A 21,174-nucleotide genomic window follows, 5' to 3' on the forward strand; every position below is an offset into this window, starting at 1 on the left:
CAAGGTAAATGCCGGTTAGGGATGTTGGCCGGCAGCGGCACAGGGTCGTTGTGTCCAATAGAGATTACAATGACAAGCAGTGCCGGGCGGGCGTCGTTTCCCCGCATGATCGATCAGTTTCTCCGCCAACGAGTTGCCGTGGCATTCCCCCCGCGGGAACTCGAACGACTTAGCGCATATTTTCATTCGCTAATTGCCAGTCACCAGTTGCCTCCGAGGTCCAGCGGTCGACCGGATTGGTCGGAAATCGCGCAGGAATGCGGCATTGCTGTCGAGGCGCTCGAGCGTGCTGGTGGCATTCTAGGACATGGCATTGATGCCATAACCCGCTTCGTTGGGCCCGGGGCGACGAAACGCAAGAAAAGGCCGAAGCGCGATATCAGACGTGATCAGAAAGCGAAGCCGAGCCCGCGACGGCACCGTTTAGCTTCTGGCGAAAGCAAATCCAACCCGTTGGCTGCTCCCGAGACAAATGACAGGCGCGCGCCCAAGCCAACTATTTCTGCCGCCTATCCTACCGGTGCTGCGCCGCGTCGCACACGGGGAATGAAACCGAAACCGATCGTCAAGTTTCCGGAGCCGCTCTGGACGATGTGGGAGGAATCAGAGGCCTTCAAGGATGCGCTGAGGCTCCATATGGATCGTCATGGTGATACATGTTGGCATCTGTATCGTGCGATCTATCGGGCTGACGAGAACTTCGACCGCAGGACCTTGCTCACCTGGCTTCAGGGCACGAAAGCCCCGCGCTCCATTTCAAGCTTCCAGATTCTCAGCCGGATAGAGACAAGGTATCGCCTGCCCGAAGGCTACTTCAAGGCAAAATTAGCTCACCCGGCACGTGCTGCCACCGGTCACCGACCATCCGACATAACGCCGTCCCAGCGCCGACGCCTTGCCTGGCATCTGCCCGACGACTTCGATCGCCGCTCTCACCAGGAACGTGAGGAAATTCTGGAATGGGTCCAGCGCGTGATCATATCTGGCGGAACGGATTACCGCCGTTTCCAGGCGTTGGCGCTCCGAAACCGCTATGCTGTGCGCTTTCGCGGGGTTCTCGCTGGTCCCAGCTTCCGAGGAACCGCGTCCCGCTCGGACAACATGGTTGATGTCGACGACGAAGCCATCGGCGCGACCGACACCGCCATCGATGCTCCGGAGCGGCTGTGGAACGAGATGGCCCAGCTGCTCGACTTCAAGACGGCGACCCTGACCGCCTTCGGGTACCAGCGTGTCGGGGTATGGGGAGGAGAGACAGCCGCCCAGAAAGTCGAGCACTTCGGACTCCTGTTCGGTGCACTGGCAGCTCCACCGAAGAGCGCGATCAGAGGTTTGGGAATACCAGGCACGTCACTCACCTTCGCCATGCTCGTGTTTCCATCGGTGTGGGACTGGTACCTGCGATGGCGCGAGCGGCGTCGCGGGTTCTATACCACGTGGGAAGTAGACATGCTGCGGATTGCCTTGGCGTTGACGCGCGTTGAGACAGGCTGGCTCAGGCAGCACTCGGAGCTCAGCGAGCACCTTGCCCCTATTCCCGGCCTTGTCTCCGAAGACCAGATCGTCACGGCCCGGGTGAACTGGAACGAAGCCTGTGATATCTGCCACAAGCATTGCACCGGTCGCGCGAAGGAAATCCAGCGAGTGGCCAAGGTCCACCGCGACCCGTTCGAAACAATCATGCCGATCCTGGAGGCGGACAGCCCGGTCGGCGAATACAGGAAAATCGCCGATGAGATCATTCAAACGATGCCGGATGAACAACGCTATCCCTCGGCCGCTGCGGAGGCCGTTCGCTCGTTCCTCCTCATTCGGTTCGGACTCCATACCGGCTTGAGGCAGAAGAATCTCAGGCAGATGCTCATTTGTCCGAAGGGGAAACTGCCGACATCTGAACGACAACTGGCAGACATGAAGGTCGGGGAACTGCGCTGGAGCGAAAAGGATCATGGCTGGGAGGTGTTCATACCCTCCGTGGCCTTCAAGAACGCGAACTCTTCCTACTTCGGGGACAAGCCGTTTCGGCTCATCCTACCGAACATCGGCAACCTGTACCGATATATCGACGCCTACGTCGAACACCACCGTGCCCGACTTCTTAGAACCGCCCCCGATCCGAGAACCTTCTTCGTCAAGACCGTAAAGGTCACCAGCATATCGGCAGCCTACGACAAGAACACATTCTTCGAGGCATGGCGGCTGATCATCCAGCGCTATGGCATCTACAATCCCTACACCGGGCGTGGGGTTATCAAGGGTCTCCTGCCTCACGGGCCGCACAATATTCGTGATGTGCTTGCCACCCATATCCTGAAGAAGACCGGTTCCTACGAGCAGGCGAGCTACGCGATCCAGGACACGCCGGAAATGGTCGCCCAGCACTACGGCCGATTCTTGCCGCAAGACAAGGCGGCTTTGGCGGCACGGATTCTCAACCAAGTCTGGGAAGCTGCCTAAACGCGTCTCTTGCATTACCTGCTCGGATAGAGGCGCATCCAGGTTACGGCAATGGTAAGAATGGCGGTCCGGATGTCGACCTATGGATTGCGCCTACGCAATACTCCTTCAACCGGTCTTTCGCGTTCTGGGCACGAAAATCATCACGAAATCATTTAGAAACTTTCGTGTCTTCTCCAGATTGAGACCAGTCGACTAAAGCGGCAGGCAACTCAATCGACATTCTGCGCGTGCGCTTGTTCCACGAAAAGTTTACGCCAAGCCTCTCGAATGCCTGCTGTACCCGGAAAACCGACTCCATCCTGGCATCGCCCTCCTTCTCGATCTTGAAGATAGTGCGGGGACTGACACCAGCGACCTTTGCCAACTCGTGCTGCTTAAGGCCGAGGGCAGCACGTGCCGCCCGCAAGGCGGGAATGGGTATCGGTTGGATAGGAAAATCCATTCCGCATTTTTATAAGACCGCTGCTTCAAACGCCAGTTTGTCAACAATTTGCGACTGGATCGCAAAACATAGCGATTAAAAGGCAAGGACTCGCGAATCACTCGCGAGCGTGCTACAAGCTGGGTCATTGCATCGAATTGGACGCGCCGAGATTCGAATCACACTCGCCGTAAGCTCGAGTGGGAAGGTGACGTTTGCAGAGCGGCTCTGTCCGGTGTCGGTGCGGGGGACGTCGCTTTCAAAATGAAGGAAACCGTCATGCACCGTTTCGGAAATACGAAAGACATCGACTACGACGGCATCAGGCGAGACATCGAAAGGCTAGAGAAGCTTGTCGCCGACCTTTGGGTGATTGCGTCTCCCTTCGACTACCGCCGCCTCTACAACGAGAGGACGTTGTCAGACGCTCCGCTTCTGGAGGACTGGCGACAGGCTGTCCGCCCCGTGCCTTGCCTAGTCGGCCTCGCTACTGGGCACCCGCTTCTGCCCGGTTGCGGGCGACCGATCATGACCTCTGACATCTGGCTTTTCTCCGAAGAGCTGCGCCTAGCTCGATCAGTGTCCCGTTGGTACCGCCTGGGGAAACCTTTCCGCGACATGACGAAGGACAACTGAAATGGCGTGTCCATCTCAGGAAACGAGGTCGCACTCCCGCCCCCTTTGGTTGCCTGCCTCGCCCGCAGCGAGCGGCGCGCGCATGGCAATCGGGAATCCTGCGGACAAGGATTCAAGTCTTTGCGCTGCACGGCGCCGCTCGAGATGGCGGGTTTGGCCGGCAGAGATGACTGGAGACTGACATGAAACTCTGGATCTGGTCCGACCTGCATCTCGAGATGCAGAACCCCGTGTATGTGGACAGGGCTCCGGAAGCCGACGTCATCGTTTGTGCGGGCGACCTCTGCCTTGCCGACACGCTCCGCGATCACGCGCAGCGGCTCATCGAGCGCTACGAGCTACCGATGATTTTCGTGCCCGGCAATCACGAATTCTACAGCAACCGCAGAGACTGGCCGCCTCGAACGAAACCTTCCGACCACCTTCTGATGAAGGCAGTGGCCGAGGCATCGCGATCGTGGCGGAATCGGCTTTACGTCCTAGACGACGACACCATTGAGCTGAGCGGAGTGCGGTTTGTCGGCGGCACGCTGTGGACCGATTTCAAGATGGACCTGGTGAACGACGCCGGCATTCGGAGGCGGATGCAATTGGCGCTCACGCAATTGCCGGATTTCTCGAGAATCCGGCTTGGCGACGGCGAGCTGCTCTCGCCGCAGGTCATGCTCGGTTTTCACTTGCTGACGCGCGGCGTCATCGAGCGACAGCTGGCGATCCCTTTCGAGGGCAAAACGGTCGTCATCACACATCATCTGCCCCATCCGGACTGCACACCTGCGGCTTACCTGGGCAGGGAAACCAACTACCTGTTTGCCTGCAGCAAAGAAGCATTTGGCGGAATCCTGGATTCGGCTGCGGCTCCGCCGCTATGGATTTGCGGTCACACGCATTATCCCAGCGACGTCAGAGTTGGCCGGACGCGGATCGTCTGTAATCCGATGGGGTACCTCAGGGTCGCCAGCGAGCGCGACAATGGCTTTCAGTGGGACCTCGTGATCGACACGGAGAACCTGTCGTGAAGACCCGGAGTGCCGTGCCCCGCAGACCGATACTCTGCAGCTTCGGACGCTCGCGGTGATTTCGCCGGAGACGGCCGCGCTGCCGCCGACTATTCAATGCCCCGTGATCGGAGAACGTGATGCCCGATTCCAAACCCAAGCCCAAGCCCAAGCCTGAGATCGCGAATTGGAAGGATTCGTAGCGAATCCTTCGCTCAAAAGGAGGTTACCTTCATGGTGCTATTCAACCTCAGCCTTGCACCTCAGGGAGCACTACCATGACAAGCAGTGATCGCCCCACGGGCTCCGGCAACGCATTCAAGATCAAGGTCGGGCCGACCCATGCGGATAGCAGCATAGAACTCAATGGCGTCTCGCTTGACGACGTCATCAGGGTCTCATTCGAGTACAATGCGCGGAATAGGGACAAATCCTCCATCAAGATCGAGATCGTCGGCGAGGCCAACTTCGAAGGCGAGTTCTTCGATCGCGTCAAGTGGAGCCGAAGAACCTTTACCTGCCTCTTGAAGCGCGATGATGATTCGACCGATGTCCAGGATGCCAGCTCGTGAAAATCTGGATGCTTTCAGACCTGCATCTTGAATACGCCGACCTGCGGCGGCCACTCGCGATTCCGGACGCTGACGTCTGCGTGGTTGCGGGCGATCTCTGCCGCGCACCCGCCAACGGCGTCCATTGGCTGGCCAAAAACGTCGCCCACGCGATGCCTTGCGTCTATGTCGCGGGAAACCACGAATTCTATAAGGGGTCCATCACAGAGGGGCTTGAGGATGGCCTATCAGCGGCTGAGGAATTCCCGAATGTACATTTCCTGGAGAACGGTTCTGTCGTCATCGACGGCGTGCGTTTTATCGGCGCAACGCTATGGACCGACTATCGCATCGAAGGGCATCTGGAAGTAGCGATGTACCATGCACGGGAGCGCATGAACGATTACAAGCAGATCGCGAAACAGCGGAATCCTTGGCAAAGATTCGTGCCAGAGACGGCTTTTCGGATGCATCAGGACTCGCGCCGGTTCATAGATATCGCGCTGAAATCTGATCGGATCGCCTCGGTCGTCGTCACGCATCACTTGCCCCACGCGAGATCGATTCCTTGGAGATTCAAAGGCGACCTTCTCAACGCCGCCTACGCGTCCGATCTGACGGAGACCATCGAAAGTGGGCACCCAACTCTCTGGGTTCACGGCCACACGCACGACAGTTGCGACTACACAGTAGGAAGCACCCGGATCGTCTGCAATCCGCGCGGATATGATGACGAGAATACGGCATTCGATCCAGCACTGGTCGTGAGCGTGTAGATCATGGATGAAGGTGAACAATGACCCGTAGTTGACCAGATTGCGGGCGGCAGATTCGCGGCTGATCTCGACAGTTTAGCCATTGCTACGGGGGCACTAGGAGCGGACACTCAGGGCACTTTTTGAACGTTCCGTCCCGGCTGCAGACCTGCAAGCGTACAATGCGTTATATTTGATTGTAGCTGTCGTAGTTTTTCAACAGCTCAGTCTGCTGATTAGCTAGTTGCCGTATCTGTTCACGGTCCATGCGCTCTAGATTCGCCTGAGGGGCGACAACGACCTGGTCTGGCTTGCTATCGGGCTGAATCCACCAGGTTCCCTTATCATTCACTAGCCCGGCAATGCTCGCACTGAGTGTCACACCTCGGTCGTTGGTGCACGCGTTAGATGCATTGATATAGCGCATGGCAAAAAAGTCGCGGTAGTAAGAAACAGACAGATCAGGAGACGAGAAGTATTGGAATAGCTCCATGACACTAAACTCCGCCCTTGAGAAATTTGTAGACTGATCACGGGTCGACCACAAACCGGCGACTGTGAATGCAAGGCGTAATTTTCGAGATTCAGCAGCAATTTTCTCGGCTAGTTCGGCACTATATATCGAAGGGTCTATATCTTCTCGGGCGACCACGAGGATCGACGTCCCGTCAGCCTGCGCCGCGTATGAATAAGTTTTTATCTTATTGGGAAAGAAAAGCTCGCAGATGTTACCAGCCTGCTGCACCAGATCTTGGAAGCTGCGATTGCGATCACTAGCTGTAAGTTGCTCGTGAACGAGCAGCGTCTGCCACGCAGAAGCCGCAGCACTAACCACGGAGACCACCAGAGCCGCGATAGCAACAAGTGTTGAAAAAAAATTCGACGATTGATCACTTTGACTTTTAGCGCGCGCTCTAACATTCCTTGGTTGCCGAAACCGATGCCTGTCGAATTTGTACATTCCAAACACCAGCCTGCCAACGAATCGTATTCAAAGACTCAACCAAACCCGAATATATCGTTCGTAGCCTACGAGACAGCGCACCATTTGATTGGCATGATCGAAAACCGCCCGAAGCATCTGACCGACCAAGACGACTACAACCGCCTTCCTGCGGAGCCATTTAGCGTCGCCTTCGAAAACCTTCCGCCGCTGTTGCGGGGATGCCTGGCGCCAGTAGGTGGCGTCCAGCCCATCACCGGCGCCATGTCCAAGGCCGCCGGCGCCATCCTCCGCGACAAACCCTCGGAAGGCGAGATCGAGATGTTCCGCGCTGCCGGCACGCAGTTCCAGATGATCAGCGTGGTGGCAAGCATCGCTCACCTCAAAAGGAGCGACGGGCCTCCGCACGCGATCCCGTACGCATTGGCGCTGCTGCCGGCCTCGAAGCGAGGGAAGGTCGATCCCTGCTCCATAGACTACATAGCCAATATCGTCGGCGGCAGAGCGGACAGCGACGACTCGTGCTACACGGGCTTCGATCCCTTCTGCGGCGAATGGGGCATGTACGGGCCGCTAAGCCTATTCACACAGAAGGACTACAACGGCCATCTCGACGAACTGGGTATCGTAGTCGGCCGCTACTATATTCCGCTGCAGCATGACGCCGCCGACGTGCTCGAGACGCCGCTTGGATTCGACAACCCCCGTCTTGAGGAGAAGTACGCGAAACATCGCGGCAGATTGCTCTACACGCCGTTCAAAAAGGTCGAAGCGCGACCGCTTTGGGGTCTGGACTCGCCGATCGAGTTGTTCCTGTTCCAGGAGCTGCTGCGCCGTGGCCATGAACCTGAACCGCAGGTTCTGTTTACCACCGACGGCAAGTGCCACGCGTCGCTCTACCATCTCTGGAAGGACATTGAGTTCCGGCACATGCCACAGACCGTTACCGTGTCGGATTTCTATTTCCCCAAGCAGAAGCTGGCCGTCTTCTGCGACTCGAGTGCTTTCCATCGGGGCGCTAAGGCGCAGGCGAAGGACGAGGCGATCGATGAGAAACTCAAGGCGGCTGGTTATCGCTCGGTTCGGGTCCAGGGGCGGTCGATCGTGAAGAGCCTCAAACAGGCAGCCGACCTAGTCGAAGACAGCCTGTGACCCGAGCCGGCAAGATGCACCGATTGCAAATGTGACAGTCCGCGCTCATGTTCTGGGGGAGTATTCGCCTCGGAAATGCTGGTTTCGGTTTACGATAGGCGTTTCGTGAACGGTTTTAATTTTCACCAAAAGCGGCGAGTAAGGTCCAGCGCATTGCTCAGACATAGAACTTGAACGGTTGGCGTTCCTCTCCCTTCGCCGAGCCCATCGTGAGGACGTCTCCAACCATCCGTGCGAACCGCACGGTGACGGGCAGGCCATCATTGAAATTGCACGAGTTGTAGTTGATCTTGGTGAGACCCATGATGTCTGCCAAGACCGTGCAGATGTCGGGCTTGTCGTTCTTGCTGCGCATCACGGTAATGTGCAGCGGATTGGGCGTCTCCGGCCCGATATAAGTGTCGAGCTGCGGCACGTAGCCCGTCGTCCAGAGATAGGCCGTCTGATCATCGAGCAGCAGAGCGGTCCCGCGCAGCACGGGATAGTCGCCATCCCGAAAGAGCTTCGTTTCGCCGCCGGTCGAGCGGATCCGCACGCCGATAACATTCGTCTCCTTCGGAGCCGCGTCAACAAAGGCGTTCCATTCCTCGTCGTTGAAATAAGTTTGCCCGTGAATAAACAGCTCTTTGGGCGGGCCGCCATGGCTCTCGGTATAGGTCTTCAGCACAAGGGCGAGAAGGTTCTTCGCCGCAGGAGCCTTGAGATGAAACTCATAGTCCCCAGTTTTCCATGGTCCATTGGCGCCACGGAAAACGACTCCGTCACCCTCGTTGAGGAACATCTGCGCCGCGCAGCAGGCATGTCCATCAGGGTCGTGCGGTAGGCTCTTGTAGACCATGCCAATGTAGCAGACCCCCGGGCGGACATCCGCCAACCGCCATGGCGGTTTCGGCTGCGTTTTGTAGTAGAGTCCGGTCGCGAGGTTCCAGGCGACTGTCGCAGCGTCCTGGGTTTTGCGAGCCGGGTAATTGGCGTTGTTGAGAAAGGCCTGTGGCGCGAGTGTCGTTTCACGAACGAGCTGCGTCGGCGCTATCTTCAGAAACTCGGCTTTGATCCTGCGATGGAAATCCGGAACGTCTTCGAAAATCGCTTCCTCGGTCTGATCGATGACGCCCATGGCGGAAAACAGCGGAATGCTTTCCTTGGCCTTCTGCCGCTTGGTGAAATCCCCCTTTTCCATCGGCAGGCCGGTTCGCTTGGATTGTGGTCTGCAGCGGTCGTAGACGATCTCCGGCAGCACCAGGATCCAGACATCGACGGATCGCTCGTCATTGCGCAGATGCTGCTGGACGCGATCGATGTACAGTCGCGCGACCTTATCGACGGCCTCATTGAGGTTGATGAGGCGTGTCGCGCGATCGATGTCTTTCCACGCAATCGACAGCATGCTGCATTCATCCGGCTCGAAAGAAATCCCGAACGCTTCATGAAGGCCTGGAAAGTTGGCCAGGTGCAGCCGCTCAGACTTCTCGCCTTTCCCGGGCGGCGGAACCTGCACAACCGAATTGAGCTTGCGCCCCCACGTTCGAAAATGCCCGATCCCGTCGGCGGTACCCACCACGCCGACCCGGATCTCGCGGCTCTTCCTCGCCTTCGCATGCGGCCCATAAAGAAAGAGTCCGTCCTTGGGATGGGGACTACGTTGCGAAAATGCAAACTCCAGCTGCGGTTCGTCGAAGTGTTCAAGCCGAAGCGTTTTCTCGGGAAACCTCATGCTTCGACCTCGTCGTCGTTATCGGGTCGTCCCAGCGTGCTGATGTCTGCCTCTTCCTCGTCGGCGTCGAGAATATCGGGAAGCGCGGTACTAACCGGCGATGTGAACAGGATGGGCAACGCTTCAATCGCAAGTGCTTCGTTCGCCGATAGCGACAGTCGGATATAGCCGGAATCGCCGGACAAAAGTTCAAGGAAAGCGAGCATGCGCCCGTGCCATTGCTTGTTGCGCCAACCCTTGCAAATGCTTCGGCGCAGGCGATGCAGCTTTCTGGCATCGTCGATGCCGAGCCCCTCGGGCGTATTGTTGGCGACCGAAAACAGAACCCGTGACTTGAGCTTGAGGTGCCAGAACGGCCAGAAGTAGGGCATCGCGGTGACGCCGAACTGCCAGATATGGCCCTTCGCGACGTTGCGAAGCATGGAGGATCGACGATCGCCTTGCTTGCCCCACGGAATGCGCTGCCCGGTCGACGCCTGCGTGGCAGAAGCATGGAAACCGACAGCATTGGAATAGTGATATTCGACGAAGCCCTTCTCTCGACAGAAGGACAGCCAGGCTTTCTTGATCATCGCAATGATGAGGTTGGATGCGACCTGGCGCTCCAGCCCGAGGGCAGGGAAACCGTTGTCGACAAATTCCAGCAACGGGATCTCATGCTTGAGCTTCAAGCGGCCGGCAGACGCGAACGCCGCATCTATCTCTGATTGATCGGCGAAGGTGAGAATGCCGGAGCCCTGAATGGCACACGGATAGGGAAAGGCCTCGATTGTATGATCCAACAGTCTTTGTTCGATCGCCCCGGTGCTTTCGAAGTATCGAATGACGTCTGGTGCCTCCGCCGCCCGAAGCCAGTTCGAGGTCAAACGCTCGGCCTCATCGACGAGTGGTATCGCGCCGCGGCGTCGGAAGACTTCCCAGTTAGGATCGATCACTGGCGGACCGGCGGTGCGCGGCACCCTTTGCCGCTGGAGGGCGTCAAGCAGGAGACCTGCGCCTTCTCCCCAGCCGCGCACGAAATCGACGGCGACCGCGTCTCCGACACCCTTGACCTTCCTGCCTGCCGCAAGCCGCAACGGAATGATGAAGCGGGGATCGGGGATCTCCTTCGCCACCTCCAGCGCGATGTCGAGATCGTCCTGAACATTCGGGTCGTCGAGCGTGGCATCGCGGCAGACGAGCAGAACTTTCGCCGCTCGGTATTGCAGTGCCTGATTGATCAGCCTGCGCCACCGGTCACCAGGCTGAAGTGTCAGGATATCGGCGAAAACGCGATATCCTTCTGCTTCGAGCTTGGGCGCGAGCCAAAGCGTAAATTCGTTGTCGATCGGCGACGATTTGACCAGAAAGATTGTGTCGCGAACCGATTTCTCGGCAGGCACTGCGTTCCCAACGATTACCGCAGGGGGCAGGAGATTGGCGAGGACAGCGGGAATCGACCCCGGCTTTGCAAGGGCATTTTCGACGGCTTCCGTGACAACCGTTTGCAGAACCGATGTGCTTTGCACCCATAGTTTTTGATGGGCTTTTTCTATGTTCGGATACTTGCGCAGGAGCGCATTGAGGTCGCCTGGGCCGAATATATCGCCCGGTGTTTGCAATGAGGGGCCGATGATTTCGGCCAACGCGCTCTTGTTTTTCGGCGTGAGCGGCGCTGATGTCACGAGAATGTAGCGCTTCGGCGCCAGTCGGTCGATCGACTGCCGCTCCTTAGTCATCTTGGACTTCACGCCCGAAAATCCTGCGCGGCGATAGTGCTTGGCCTGCAGGACGATCGCGCCGTCGGCTAGCGCATGGCGTCCGTCCATTCCGTCATCTGGCCCTTCAGGAAAGGCCTCGAAACGCTTTCCGATCTCGCGACCGATCAGGTCGCGGGCCAAATCCTCAAACTCGCTGTGTGACAAACTCGAGAAGTCATATGCCATCCTGCCAGAATGATTGCCCAATTCATGAGCAGTCAAGCAATTAGGAGCGCTATTCCGTAGCGACTAACCTTTTACTAACAACAAAACAAACTGGGCACTTCTAAAAACCTACGAAGGGCAGAACTGCAGTAAAGTCAGCCGCAGCAGGCAAACCTTGCCTAAGATCGCCACACCACCATCTGGCTATCATGATCATGCCTGCGACGGAGTCTCCCTGACAGATTGGCGATGCGGCTTGCCGCGACATGTGGCGCTGCGCCTGCGTCGAAGCTGCGGTCCGGGCCTTCGTAAAACAGCCAGCCGAATCCCTGGTCGAGGTCAACAATCAACTTTCTGCCTGACTCATACGTTAGGACTAGGCTTCGCTTGTGTGGCGGCTGGCCAACGGCCAGCTCGACGTCAAGGTTTCGACGGTCGCCATAAGCTCCCGCAATGGCATCCAACATGTCGTTGTCGGTTATGTCGGAGGTGATCTGATGCCGTGAAAACCCCGAGTCCTTGTCCGATGCGGTCTCGATCGACAAAGGTATAGTCTCGCCCCCTGCGAGACCGGACACGGTATCGACGAGGAGACGCAGTACTATCGGTGACCGCGCGAAGCGATCGCGGTAGGAAACTTGGATTGGCCGTTCCTTCGCCGGAATACCACAGTCAGCCGCTGCCTTGCGGACGGCTTTTGCCATCTTCTCGCCGAAGGCGCTGATTGGGCCATCAAAGGTTCGATCAAGGATGACCACCACCGCACCGCTCTTCGGTGCCAACCTTTCGGGACCGACCGTCGCTAGCCTGGGCTCGAATTCCAGGGGTGCGCGTGTAATGGGAAGACTGTGACTGGCGCCCCAGTCGGGCGCGGCCAACTGGATTGCACCGTCCCGGCTCGCCCAGGCGTAACCGGCCGACCCATCCGTCGCATAAGCGAACAGGATGCCACCATTACTAAAGCGTACGGCATCCCCCTCGGCGATAACAACCTGATGCCTTGAACTGTAGTCCCGGAGATAAAGAAGTTGAGATGCGTCGAGCGCTTCGACGGTACCTCCTGAAAGGACGAGCGTGACTGCCCGGCCGTTGCCTGCCCAGCGCCGGAACAGAGAGGTCGGGGGCCAATCCTCCAGTGCTGCCAGATCGCGCAACTGCGCCCAGAAAAAGAGCTTCGATCGGCCGCGGCCATTCAGCCATTCGTCGATCTCCGCGAGCGGCCGCCCGGATATGTCAGCACGCGGCGCGAAAACGTCCTCCGGGCTGATCATGTCTGGCAGGCAAAGATGCGCATCCATAAAGGTAATGGCCTTCTTTCGGTCGAGTTCCTCCTCCTTTTCCGGCGCATCGGAGACGAGGACGCAAGATGAGCAGGCATGGGCACACTTGCGCGGACAGTCGAGTATCGCGCGAGCACTCTTCAAGATCGCACGGATGTCATCTGCCGCGCGCACCACATAGCCTGCGCCTCCCGCGGCCCGGTCGTAGAGGAAGATGGAAAGCGTGGTGCTGGTCATGGCATTGCGCGATGCGCCAATGCCGTAACCCATCTCGTCCGGCTCGATTCCCAGGTGCCGCGCCAGCGCTTCGCGCATGGCGATCGCGAGCGCATTTGCGGCACCAATGTCAGGTGTCGCTGCCGGTTGTAGTTCCAGAACGTCCGTGTGAATCTCATAACCCAGATGCAGGCCAGTCTTGATGGTGAACGGCTTTTCGTTTCCCTCGCAGGGCTCCATGAAATTCTCCGGCGAGCGAAGCGGCTTATGGTCGTCAAGCCCCGAGCACACCATTTCACCTGGCTTCATCGGCTCCATGCGGCCGCAATACAGGCATAGCCCATAGCCAGAGGGTTGCGAGCCCGGCCCTTTCGTATGGTAGTATACGGTTCCGCGGCGGTTGAGCTTCAAACGCCCAGCGGTCGGCTTGGTCAGGGCTTCCCATCGGGCGGATCCGGCCGAAATGCGCGGCGGCTCGGGTCGAACATAGGCGACTTGGTCGATATCGGCATGCGTCTCGACATGGCTGTCGCGAAGGAAGCCGGCTGGCTTCAGGTAATCATCGACTTTAATCGCCGCGTCCGAGCAAGTCCGGCATTGTTCGGGCCACGAGCCGGCACCTGTCCATGAATCGCCGCAATGTGCGCAACGTGCAGCCCAGCGCAACGCCTGAATCTCACGCACGCCCTGCTCGCTTGAAGGGCGGTGCCAATTCAGCGTAACCCCGCCAACGCGGTAGACTTGCCCATCGACCACCGTCTCGGAACCCGGAGCGTAGTCACGGATGGCGATGTCGAGCGGTCGCTTCGGTCCGCCGTGACGCTGGCCGATTCTGCCATCCGGCACATCCTCGTCAGGGAGAGAACCGCCAAGCTCGAAAGAAACAATGTTGTTTGGAAAGCCATGCCCAGGCAGGAATCCTCGATCTGCGAGATCAGACAGCAGGAACTCGCCGCACAAGCGTTTCAGATGGAGTTCAAGGGATTTCGCCGCACCGATTTCGGTCGCTCCCGGCAATTGTTCCTGAAGCGCTCGCCACTCGTCGGCGAACTCGGATTCCACGGCTGCTATCGCTTCGGCCGTGAGCTCCGCCAGGTCCCGCCGCCCGTCCAGCACGGTGCCGCGCACAAGGCGATGGAGCGCGGCCTCGTTGTCATTTGCGGTCGTAGCCAAACCTAGCCAATCTAGAAACCGCACGACGGGCCGTTCCGCCTTCACGGCGCGAGCGGCGCGGGGCACCTCGGGACAGCCGAAGAAATCGCCAGCAGCCATTTTCAGGGCGTTGCCGCTATTTGCCTCTAGGAAACGACCGAGAAAGAAGGCTCCCACGTGGCGCAGCACGATAGGTCGGCTGTCAAGTGCTACTCTGGGCGCCGCGATTTCGCGCTTCAGATAGATCGCAGGATCTCGGAAAGCCTCACGATCCAGCGGTCTATCCTTCGCAAACGTAAAGGCGAGCGATAGAGGCTGACCGCGCCGTCCAGCACGGCCGACGCGCTGTCGATAGTTGGCGATCGAGGGCGGGACGTTGGTCATCATGACGCCGTTCACCGAGCCGATGTCGACACCCATCTCCATCGTCGTCGAGCAATTTAGGAAATTGATCTCTCCGGCTTTGAACCGCGCCTCGTAGCGACGCAACCGTGCCGGCGACAGTTGAGCCGAATGTTCGGCGGACCGCGCATAGGGCGAGAATAGTGCGATGCGGTCGTGGAGGTCCGTCCAGAGACCTCGCGCCCGCAGCTCCGCAACAGTCGTGTCATTTTCCGTGAATGCGCGGCGGATCGCTTCGTCCCCGTCAACGGGACAGGACGGCAACGCAATAGGCTCGGCGCGATCCCTTGCGATGCGAGCATACGGGGTCAGCCCGAAAGGTGCGACGTCGACGATACGTCGCGTGACGGGACAGAGAAACGCATTCTTGAGCGGCGCAATCTGTAGCAGGTCAAAATCCAAGGCACGCTCGCCGCTTTCATTCGCCGGGAAGAGTGGAAGGAGCTGGTTCCACGCTTTCTCCAGCCAATCGTTCATCTCCATCCGGTCTTCCTTCGAACCCGGATTGAGACCAAGGCCCAGGCGAAGCAACTCAACTACCTGAGGGATTTTCGCCGACGTGGAAGCACGTGGCCAGGCCTGTTGTCTTCTCGCCGGCTCAAGGCCTGGCGACGAGAGTTTCTTCGGAAATCCCTTGCGCGCAATCCAACGGAGAAGATCACGTGACACGGCGACAGCAAACGGTGACCGCACGGCGAATACCAAAATGCTGCCAAGCCAGGCCTTCCAATCCTCAAGTGTGGCACCCCGTTGCAGGAATCCGCGCGGGGCGTCTACAATCCTCTCGACCGTTGGATAGACGAGCCGCGCCAGCCCCATGGTCTCAGGCGTGTTCGCCATGCGTGGACGTCGCAGCAGTTCACGCAGCAGGAGCGCGTTCGCCAACTGCGAAGCAGGCGACGACCCGGAGGCCTTGAAGATGTCAGCGCGATCACCCCAGACCTGCGGCAGCCATTCTCGTATCTCAATCCGGTCAGCCAAGCTCGCGCGAAGGTCGGGCCAGCTGATAGTCCCGTCGCCAGACTGCTGCGCAAGCTCCTTCTCCCAGCCGGCCACGAGGGATGCGAATAAGGCGTCGTCCTGCCATCCCTCGCGTTCCTTGACCCGAGCTATGTTCCCGCGAAGTTCTATCGTTTTCTCGGTCTCCCCGTCACCCGCAGCCTTCAGCTGAACGGCCTGGTAGATGAACGAGCGAACGAAAGCTCGCTCCGACTCGATCTGCAAGCGGGCGGCCATGCGAGCGGTGCCCTGGCGGCTGTCGGTAAAGCTGATGAGTTGGCGCCCGCTGGCTGGAAGGTCCGGGGGTGTTTGCGGCAGAAGAGGTACGACTACCTTATCGGCAGGAGGCATGGCCGCAAGCAGCATTGGAGCCGCGTTTCCAATGATGAACGGAGCGCCAAAGCGGAAAGGATAGAGCTTGTCACCTGACTTGTTTCTGGCGCTGCACGAGGGGCAAGGTCCCGTTCCATCGCCATGAGATGTTAGACGGTAACGGCCCTCACCTCCCGAATCTGCTGTGCGGCCAGTCGCCTTGTCTATGAAAAGGGGCAGCAGACCTGCATCTTGCAGCGAAAAACAGTGACGAACCGACGGCATGTCGAACGCGGACACTTCCTCGATAGCCTCATCCTCCCCATCATCTTCGACTTCGCGGATCGCTTCGAAAAGGAACTCGTCAGAGGGCGGCAGATTGCGTGGCGGAGTTAGGCGATCGCCTTTCTCCTCGGCAATCATGAAGGCTTCGCCGCACTCGTTGCATGTGAACAGTTCGGCGACGGGCATGCGGCATGACGGACAGGTTTCTTCACGCTCGTAAAGAACCATTCCCGCCGACCATCCTTGACCCATTTTGACGGGACAATCTGGATTGGTGCAGGACCAAAGGCCAGGTGAGGCGCGATGGAAGGAATGGACGCGCAGAGGCGCCAATGTTTCTCCATTTGCATTCTGGGCGCGCGCCAGCGCCATTGCCAGTGTTTCGCCGTTCACCCCGATCGCGCTGGCCAATCGTTCGAGCTCTGCCGCTGGAACCGATCGATCCTTAAGCCCTTCCACCATCGACCACACAGGATTGTGGCTGCCTAGCGCGTCGAAGAGAGCTTGCGGAGACATCGTCCCGAGATCGGCCGCTTTTGGCGCGACGCCACCCGTTCCTGGACGGCGCGGAAGCCGGCGATGTCCCGTGATCATGGTTACTTGGTCGAGCGGAATGCCGCCTATGTCTGCAAGGAAGCGGCGCAATTTATCTTCAACATCGGCGCCCTCGCCGATCGTCGCCGAAGTGGCAACGAAACGGACCGTCGTGGGGTCGACCTCGAAGGCTTCCATGACTCTACGTAAGAGCAACGCAACTTCTGCTGCCGCCGAGCCGACCAGTGTATGGGCCTCGTCCAGCACGATCCATTTCAGTCGACCGCGAGATGCTTCCAGAATCGGCCTGTCCTGCGGGCGGACGAGCATGTACTCAAGCATCGTGAGGTTCGTCACGAGAAGCGGTGGCGGATCTCTGCGAAGCGCCTGGCGGTCTGGCACATTCTGCGGCGCGCGCGACAATGCCTCTCGTTGTTCGTTTGCCTTCAGCTTCTCACGCAAGTTGCCGTTATATAGGCAGTAGCGGATGGCGCCATTGGCCGGCTTCGTCCAGGCGTCGAGGCGTTCCTGTTGGCTGGCGATCAATGCGTTGAGCGGGTAAAGCATGATGGCTTCGACACCACTCACACGCGCCCTTCTCCTGTAGAGGCTGTCGAGCATAGGGACGAAGAAGCATTCGGTCTTGCCGGATCCCGTACCTGCGGAGATGATGGCGCTCCTTGGTTTCGGATCTCCTAGTACGCGCCACGCCTCAAGTTGATGCTGATAGGGAGAGCGCTTCTGCGGAAAGGAATAGCCTTCGCCGCTGTTGTCTCCGGCAAGAGCTGCGACAGTTCGCTCATCGAGAAGTCTCCCAGACAGTGCCGCCAGCGTCTCGTCGGCTGTGACGAATGGAAACGCGCCTTCCAGAACGGGTGGCGGTATGAGCGCGCCTTGATGGTGCGGGTTGGGCAGCGTTTCTCTTAGATGAGCCGTCAACGCCGGATGCCGCAGACCTGATTGGGCTATCACGGCTTCCGCCATGCGCTGGCGCAAGCGGCTTAGGGTCTCGAAGGGTCTGATGGTCATTTGGAAAGGAACTCGAGGCAATGAGGGTAAGCTGTCGCGATGTAGGTGCTATCGAAGTCCAGCGCGTTGCGGAGGCCTGCCGCCACATCCGGCGTCATCTCCAATTTTCCACAAGCAATGCCGGCGAGACAAAGCGGCATCAGTAGCATCGGGAAGTGATTGTAATCGAAGCCCTGGAGCCCGGCCGGGGCGCCCAGTCGAGCAGCGTATTCAGCAAGGCTGCGTGGCAGATCGTCCACTTGGTCGTGGCGAAGGCGGACATAATTCTGGGCCACGGACCGAAGGTCTTGAGGCAGCGTCTTTCCAATGCCGATTGAACGTGACACACCGGCAAACCACAAGGTGCGCTCAGCCAGGGTTTCAAATCGCTTCTGCATCTGCATCGTGGCTTGTTTCGACGCTTGGGCGGAATCGAACACAGTCGACAATTCCTGCACAGCGCGATCCCATTCGGCGCCTGCGGCTTGTTTCCATGCGTCCACAGGCAAGGCCATCCAGAGGAACGGCAGATCGCGTTCCAGCGTCAGGATCGCCTCTAGTCTTTCGGAGCTCGCGGCCAACAGCAAACGACACAACAGCTTGGGACAGGAAGGCAACTCCCGCGTGATGTCGAGCGCTCGTGGACTGAGCCCCTTAAGCGACGCGACAACACGGATAAGGTGAGAGAGCTCCGCGCTAGATGCCTTCCGATCGGCAATGCTCGAAAGCTCCTCCTGGATCGCCAGTCGCCGCTCGTCTTCATTTGAGATCATTGAATTCGCCTGCAGGCGCGTTGTGTTCGAACAGCCCGCCGGAGCGTCAATCAACCAGGGACGTGTCACAACTGCATCGCCTTTGCGGCAATACACGAGATAGGGGCCATCCGGCTGGGTTGGCAGCTGGAATAGTCCGGAGCCGATCTGGGTGAGGCCCAGCTCGGTTTCAGGATGGAGGAGTGGCCTTGCCACTGCGAACGCATCTGCAGCCAAACTCGCAAAGAGGGCCTTGCCGTCATTCACAAACGGTACGGTTTGACTACGGCGGATCGTGCACAGCGGCCGATTGCGATCGTCCCTGATCACCACGCTGGGGCCACGTTCGGCCGACAGCCCCAGCAGGCTTTCGGCCAGCGCACCGAACTTGATCATTGGTGTCTCGCCTTCGACACGGCGGGCGATCAAAGCGCGCGCACTCGCGGCTCCTCGTAAATCGAGATCGATCGTCACCACCCGACCTGTGAGGAGAACGGCTCCGCGCAAATTGGCAGGCGACAATTCTGGCGCGTCCTTGCGGATCCTGCCTGAGGCGTCGACGAGAACGGTCTCGTTAGCCGCCAGGTCCAACATGGCCATGACGGCAGATCCATATGGATCGATCAACCTGATGCGCAGTTGCGCAGTGGGTTGTCCCTGCCATGGCGCGACGAAACCGGCATCGAGTCTCTCGGACTCCAGTTGCGTTCCAAACGCATCGACTGCCGCAACCTGCCAGCCCTGCAATCCTTGCCAAGACACACGCGCGCCGCCGGTCTCGATGCGGCCCTCCAGACTAAAGCTCAGAGGCAGGGCGAGAACCCGAGCCCGCTCAATAAGGAATCCTTCGTCATCAAGCCATTGAACGGTAAAGAGGCCTTCCGCGGCTCCTCGAGCATTGACCTCGCGCCCTTCTCTGAGAAAGCGCAGGTGCGGTTCACCGCCGCTCCCGCGAGTTCGCGGCCGCAGCGGTGCGGCCACAGGTTGAATTGATCCGTCTTCGAAGGACAAACCAGGAACGAAGATTGTCTCCAAATCGAGCCGTCGCTCGTCGTCCGACGAGGCTCCGGCTTGCACACGATAGCGCTCTCCCTCTTCCGTCTCGACGAGCGCCATGCCCTCGACGCGCCAGAGCGCCCGCCGGTCGGATTGCCATAGGCGCTCTACGCCACCACCGTCGTGACCCAGCACCCTTGATTGTCCCGAAACCCATACGTGGAGCACTTCGGCGGTCGAGCGGACAGATCCGGTACCAACGAGCTCGAGGCGGTCCTCCCTCTCAGTTGACCTTAGCACGTGGCATGCGGAAGCGACGGCGCGGCCGCCTGGCCAGCAGACGGTTGGCAGCGTCCGGCCTTCTCGCGAGAGCGCGACCGTTGCCATTTCCGAGAAAGCAAAGGGGCCAACGAACCCAGGATGGCCGAGCGACTGTGACGTTACCTCGAACCTACCCTTGGAGTCTGTTTCCGAGCGGTAGATCAGTGCGAATTCCCGCGAGGTCAGCCGCGCGGCGCTTCCTGCGAAATAAGCGCGGAATCGGCCCTCTTGTTGATCGCGCAGCGCGTCGAACTGGAGCGGGCCGTCCGCGTGAACAACGAATCCTTCACGCCATCTGCCTTCCGGATCGCACGCGAGCAGGCGCCTGAGGCCGATGCCCCCACTGCGAGATCTCGGCTCCACGGTCAGCAGGTCGTTGAACAGCCGACTGCATGCCCCTTGATCCTCGGGAAGATAGATCGGAAGGCTCTCGCGCCAGCCTTTCACATGAGCATCGAGCCAACCAGCGGGATTGTTGTTCAGCTGGTCCTTTGGCAAGGCGCGACGGCACTCGATCAATCCAGCAATGAGCTCCGCAGCTAGGTCGAGAATGCCGTCATCCTGGTAGCTGACTGGCAAACCCTCTGTATGCCTACGTGCGATGGTCAGGTAGTCAGTATGGCCAGAAGGCCAAGGTAGTGCGAGCGACTCCGCCATGACATTCTCGAAGTAGGCGCGCACAGCATTGGCCCGCTCACCCACCAGGAGCGTGGAAGGAAGCCCGCCATTGCGGGCGAGCGTCATCAAATACTCGTTGCGGGTACGTTGAGGCCCTTCTGTTACGATGAGCTTCAGGCCCCACCAACGAAGCCCGGCGAGAGCGATGTCATTCCGTTCGCTGACTGAAATCTTATCCGGCACCACGCCAACATCCTGCCAGCGCCGCCATAAAGTGTCGGCCTGCCTCCGGAACCATTCAGACGTGACGAGCGCGAAAATCGCGCAAAGCGGGCGGTTCTCTGGATCTAAAAGTGCAGAGTTCCTCTGTACCAGATCAAGGCCACAACGATACTGAGCATCATTGATACGGTAGCGATGCAAAGGGCGACCATCAGGCGCCTCAAGTCCGCTTTGTGTGAGGAGCTCGTTCAAAAAGCGGTAGGTCGGCGACGTACGCACGCCAGCGCCGCCCAATGACGGGCCTCGCTCGAAATTCATGACGACGATTTACCCCCCGAATCAAACCCACCTCAATGAACTGCTTCCATCGGAAGTTGTCTAGTATATTAATCGGATACAACGTACCTGACTTGCTTTCACAATCGCTGCTTGTTCGGAGCATCGACTTGAATGAATGAGGTCAGCCCCATCTGGTCTGTTGCATTCGCGTCAATTCGCCACTCCTGGCATAAGTCGCGAAACAATCGCGGTGGTTGATCGCGC

The 21,174-nt window shown here is 58.9% G+C and carries 12 protein-coding genes; 6 read left to right on the plus strand and 6 right to left on the minus strand.

Features of this window, described 5'->3' with window-relative positions; translation table 11 throughout:
- Positions 1 to 105: 105 nt before the first annotated feature.
- A complete protein-coding gene (locus NKH99_RS27965) occupies positions 106 to 2,457 on the plus strand; it encodes a hypothetical protein (RefSeq protein WP_353016860.1) in 2,352 nt (783 codons plus the stop codon).
- Between the two features lie 151 nt (positions 2,458 to 2,608).
- On the opposite strand, the gene NKH99_RS27970 is transcribed toward NKH99_RS27965, so the two are convergent.
- The gene (locus NKH99_RS27970) at positions 2,609 to 2,902 is read right to left on the minus strand and encodes a helix-turn-helix domain-containing protein (RefSeq protein WP_353016862.1); all 294 of its coding nucleotides are present in this window, start codon (positions 2,900 to 2,902) and stop codon (positions 2,609 to 2,611) included.
- A 243-nt stretch (positions 2,903 to 3,145) separates the two neighbouring features.
- On the opposite strand from NKH99_RS27970, the gene NKH99_RS27975 reads away from it, so the two are divergent.
- The 4 genes from NKH99_RS27975 to NKH99_RS27990 all read left to right on the plus strand — a co-directional run bounded on the left by NKH99_RS27975 (position 3,146) and on the right by NKH99_RS27990 (position 5,842).
- Positions 3,146 to 3,517, plus strand: a complete 372-nt coding sequence (locus tag NKH99_RS27975; RefSeq protein WP_353016864.1) for a DUF6634 family protein — start codon at positions 3,146 to 3,148, stop codon at positions 3,515 to 3,517.
- A 182-nt stretch (positions 3,518 to 3,699) separates the two neighbouring features.
- Complete coding sequence (locus NKH99_RS27980; RefSeq protein ID WP_353016866.1) at positions 3,700 to 4,536, plus strand: metallophosphoesterase; 837 nt, start codon at positions 3,700 to 3,702, stop codon at positions 4,534 to 4,536.
- A 257-nt stretch (positions 4,537 to 4,793) separates the two neighbouring features.
- The gene (locus NKH99_RS27985; protein WP_353016868.1) at positions 4,794 to 5,087 is read left to right on the plus strand and encodes a hypothetical protein; all 294 of its coding nucleotides are present in this window, start codon (positions 4,794 to 4,796) and stop codon (positions 5,085 to 5,087) included.
- Entirely contained in the window at positions 5,084 to 5,842 is a 759-nt protein-coding gene (locus tag NKH99_RS27990) for a metallophosphoesterase (RefSeq protein WP_353016869.1), read from the plus strand. Before NKH99_RS27985 ends, NKH99_RS27990 begins: the two co-directional genes overlap by 4 nt.
- Positions 5,843 to 6,008: 166 nt before the next feature.
- Here the strand turns inward: NKH99_RS27990 and NKH99_RS27995 are convergent, their stop codons facing one another.
- Complete coding sequence (locus NKH99_RS27995) at positions 6,009 to 6,782, minus strand: hypothetical protein (protein ID WP_353016870.1); 774 nt, start codon at positions 6,780 to 6,782, stop codon at positions 6,009 to 6,011.
- Between the two features lie 96 nt (positions 6,783 to 6,878).
- Between NKH99_RS27995 and NKH99_RS28000 the strand changes: the two genes are divergently transcribed.
- Positions 6,879 to 7,916: a putative endonuclease domain-containing protein gene (locus NKH99_RS28000; RefSeq protein ID WP_353016872.1), complete on the plus strand. Its 1,038-nt coding sequence runs from the start codon at positions 6,879 to 6,881 to the stop codon at positions 7,914 to 7,916.
- A gap of 157 nt (positions 7,917 to 8,073) precedes the next feature.
- On the opposite strand, the gene NKH99_RS28005 is transcribed toward NKH99_RS28000, so the two are convergent.
- From NKH99_RS28005 to NKH99_RS28020, 4 genes are all read right to left on the minus strand, one after another.
- Positions 8,074 to 9,630: an argonaute/piwi family protein gene (locus tag NKH99_RS28005; RefSeq protein WP_353016874.1), complete on the minus strand. Its 1,557-nt coding sequence runs from the start codon at positions 9,628 to 9,630 to the stop codon at positions 8,074 to 8,076.
- Positions 9,627 to 11,555: a TIR domain-containing protein gene (locus NKH99_RS28010; protein ID WP_353016877.1), complete on the minus strand. Its 1,929-nt coding sequence runs from the start codon at positions 11,553 to 11,555 to the stop codon at positions 9,627 to 9,629. Before NKH99_RS28010 ends, NKH99_RS28005 begins: the two co-directional genes overlap by 4 nt.
- Positions 11,556 to 11,713: 158 nt before the next feature.
- Positions 11,714 to 17,743, minus strand: coding sequence for a DEAD/DEAH box helicase (locus NKH99_RS28015; RefSeq protein WP_353016880.1), 6,030 nt, complete (start codon positions 17,741 to 17,743; stop codon positions 11,714 to 11,716).
- Positions 17,740 to 20,910, minus strand: coding sequence for an STY4851/ECs_5259 family protein (locus NKH99_RS28020; RefSeq protein WP_353016882.1), 3,171 nt, complete (start codon positions 20,908 to 20,910; stop codon positions 17,740 to 17,742). The genes NKH99_RS28015 and NKH99_RS28020 overlap by 4 nt, the downstream gene beginning before the upstream one ends.
- Positions 20,911 to 21,174 lie beyond the last annotated feature (264 nt).

Origin of the sequence: Mesorhizobium sp. M0854, assembly GCF_040319815.1 — a bacterium.
In the GTDB taxonomy this organism is placed as follows: Bacteria; Pseudomonadota; Alphaproteobacteria; order Rhizobiales; family Rhizobiaceae; genus Mesorhizobium.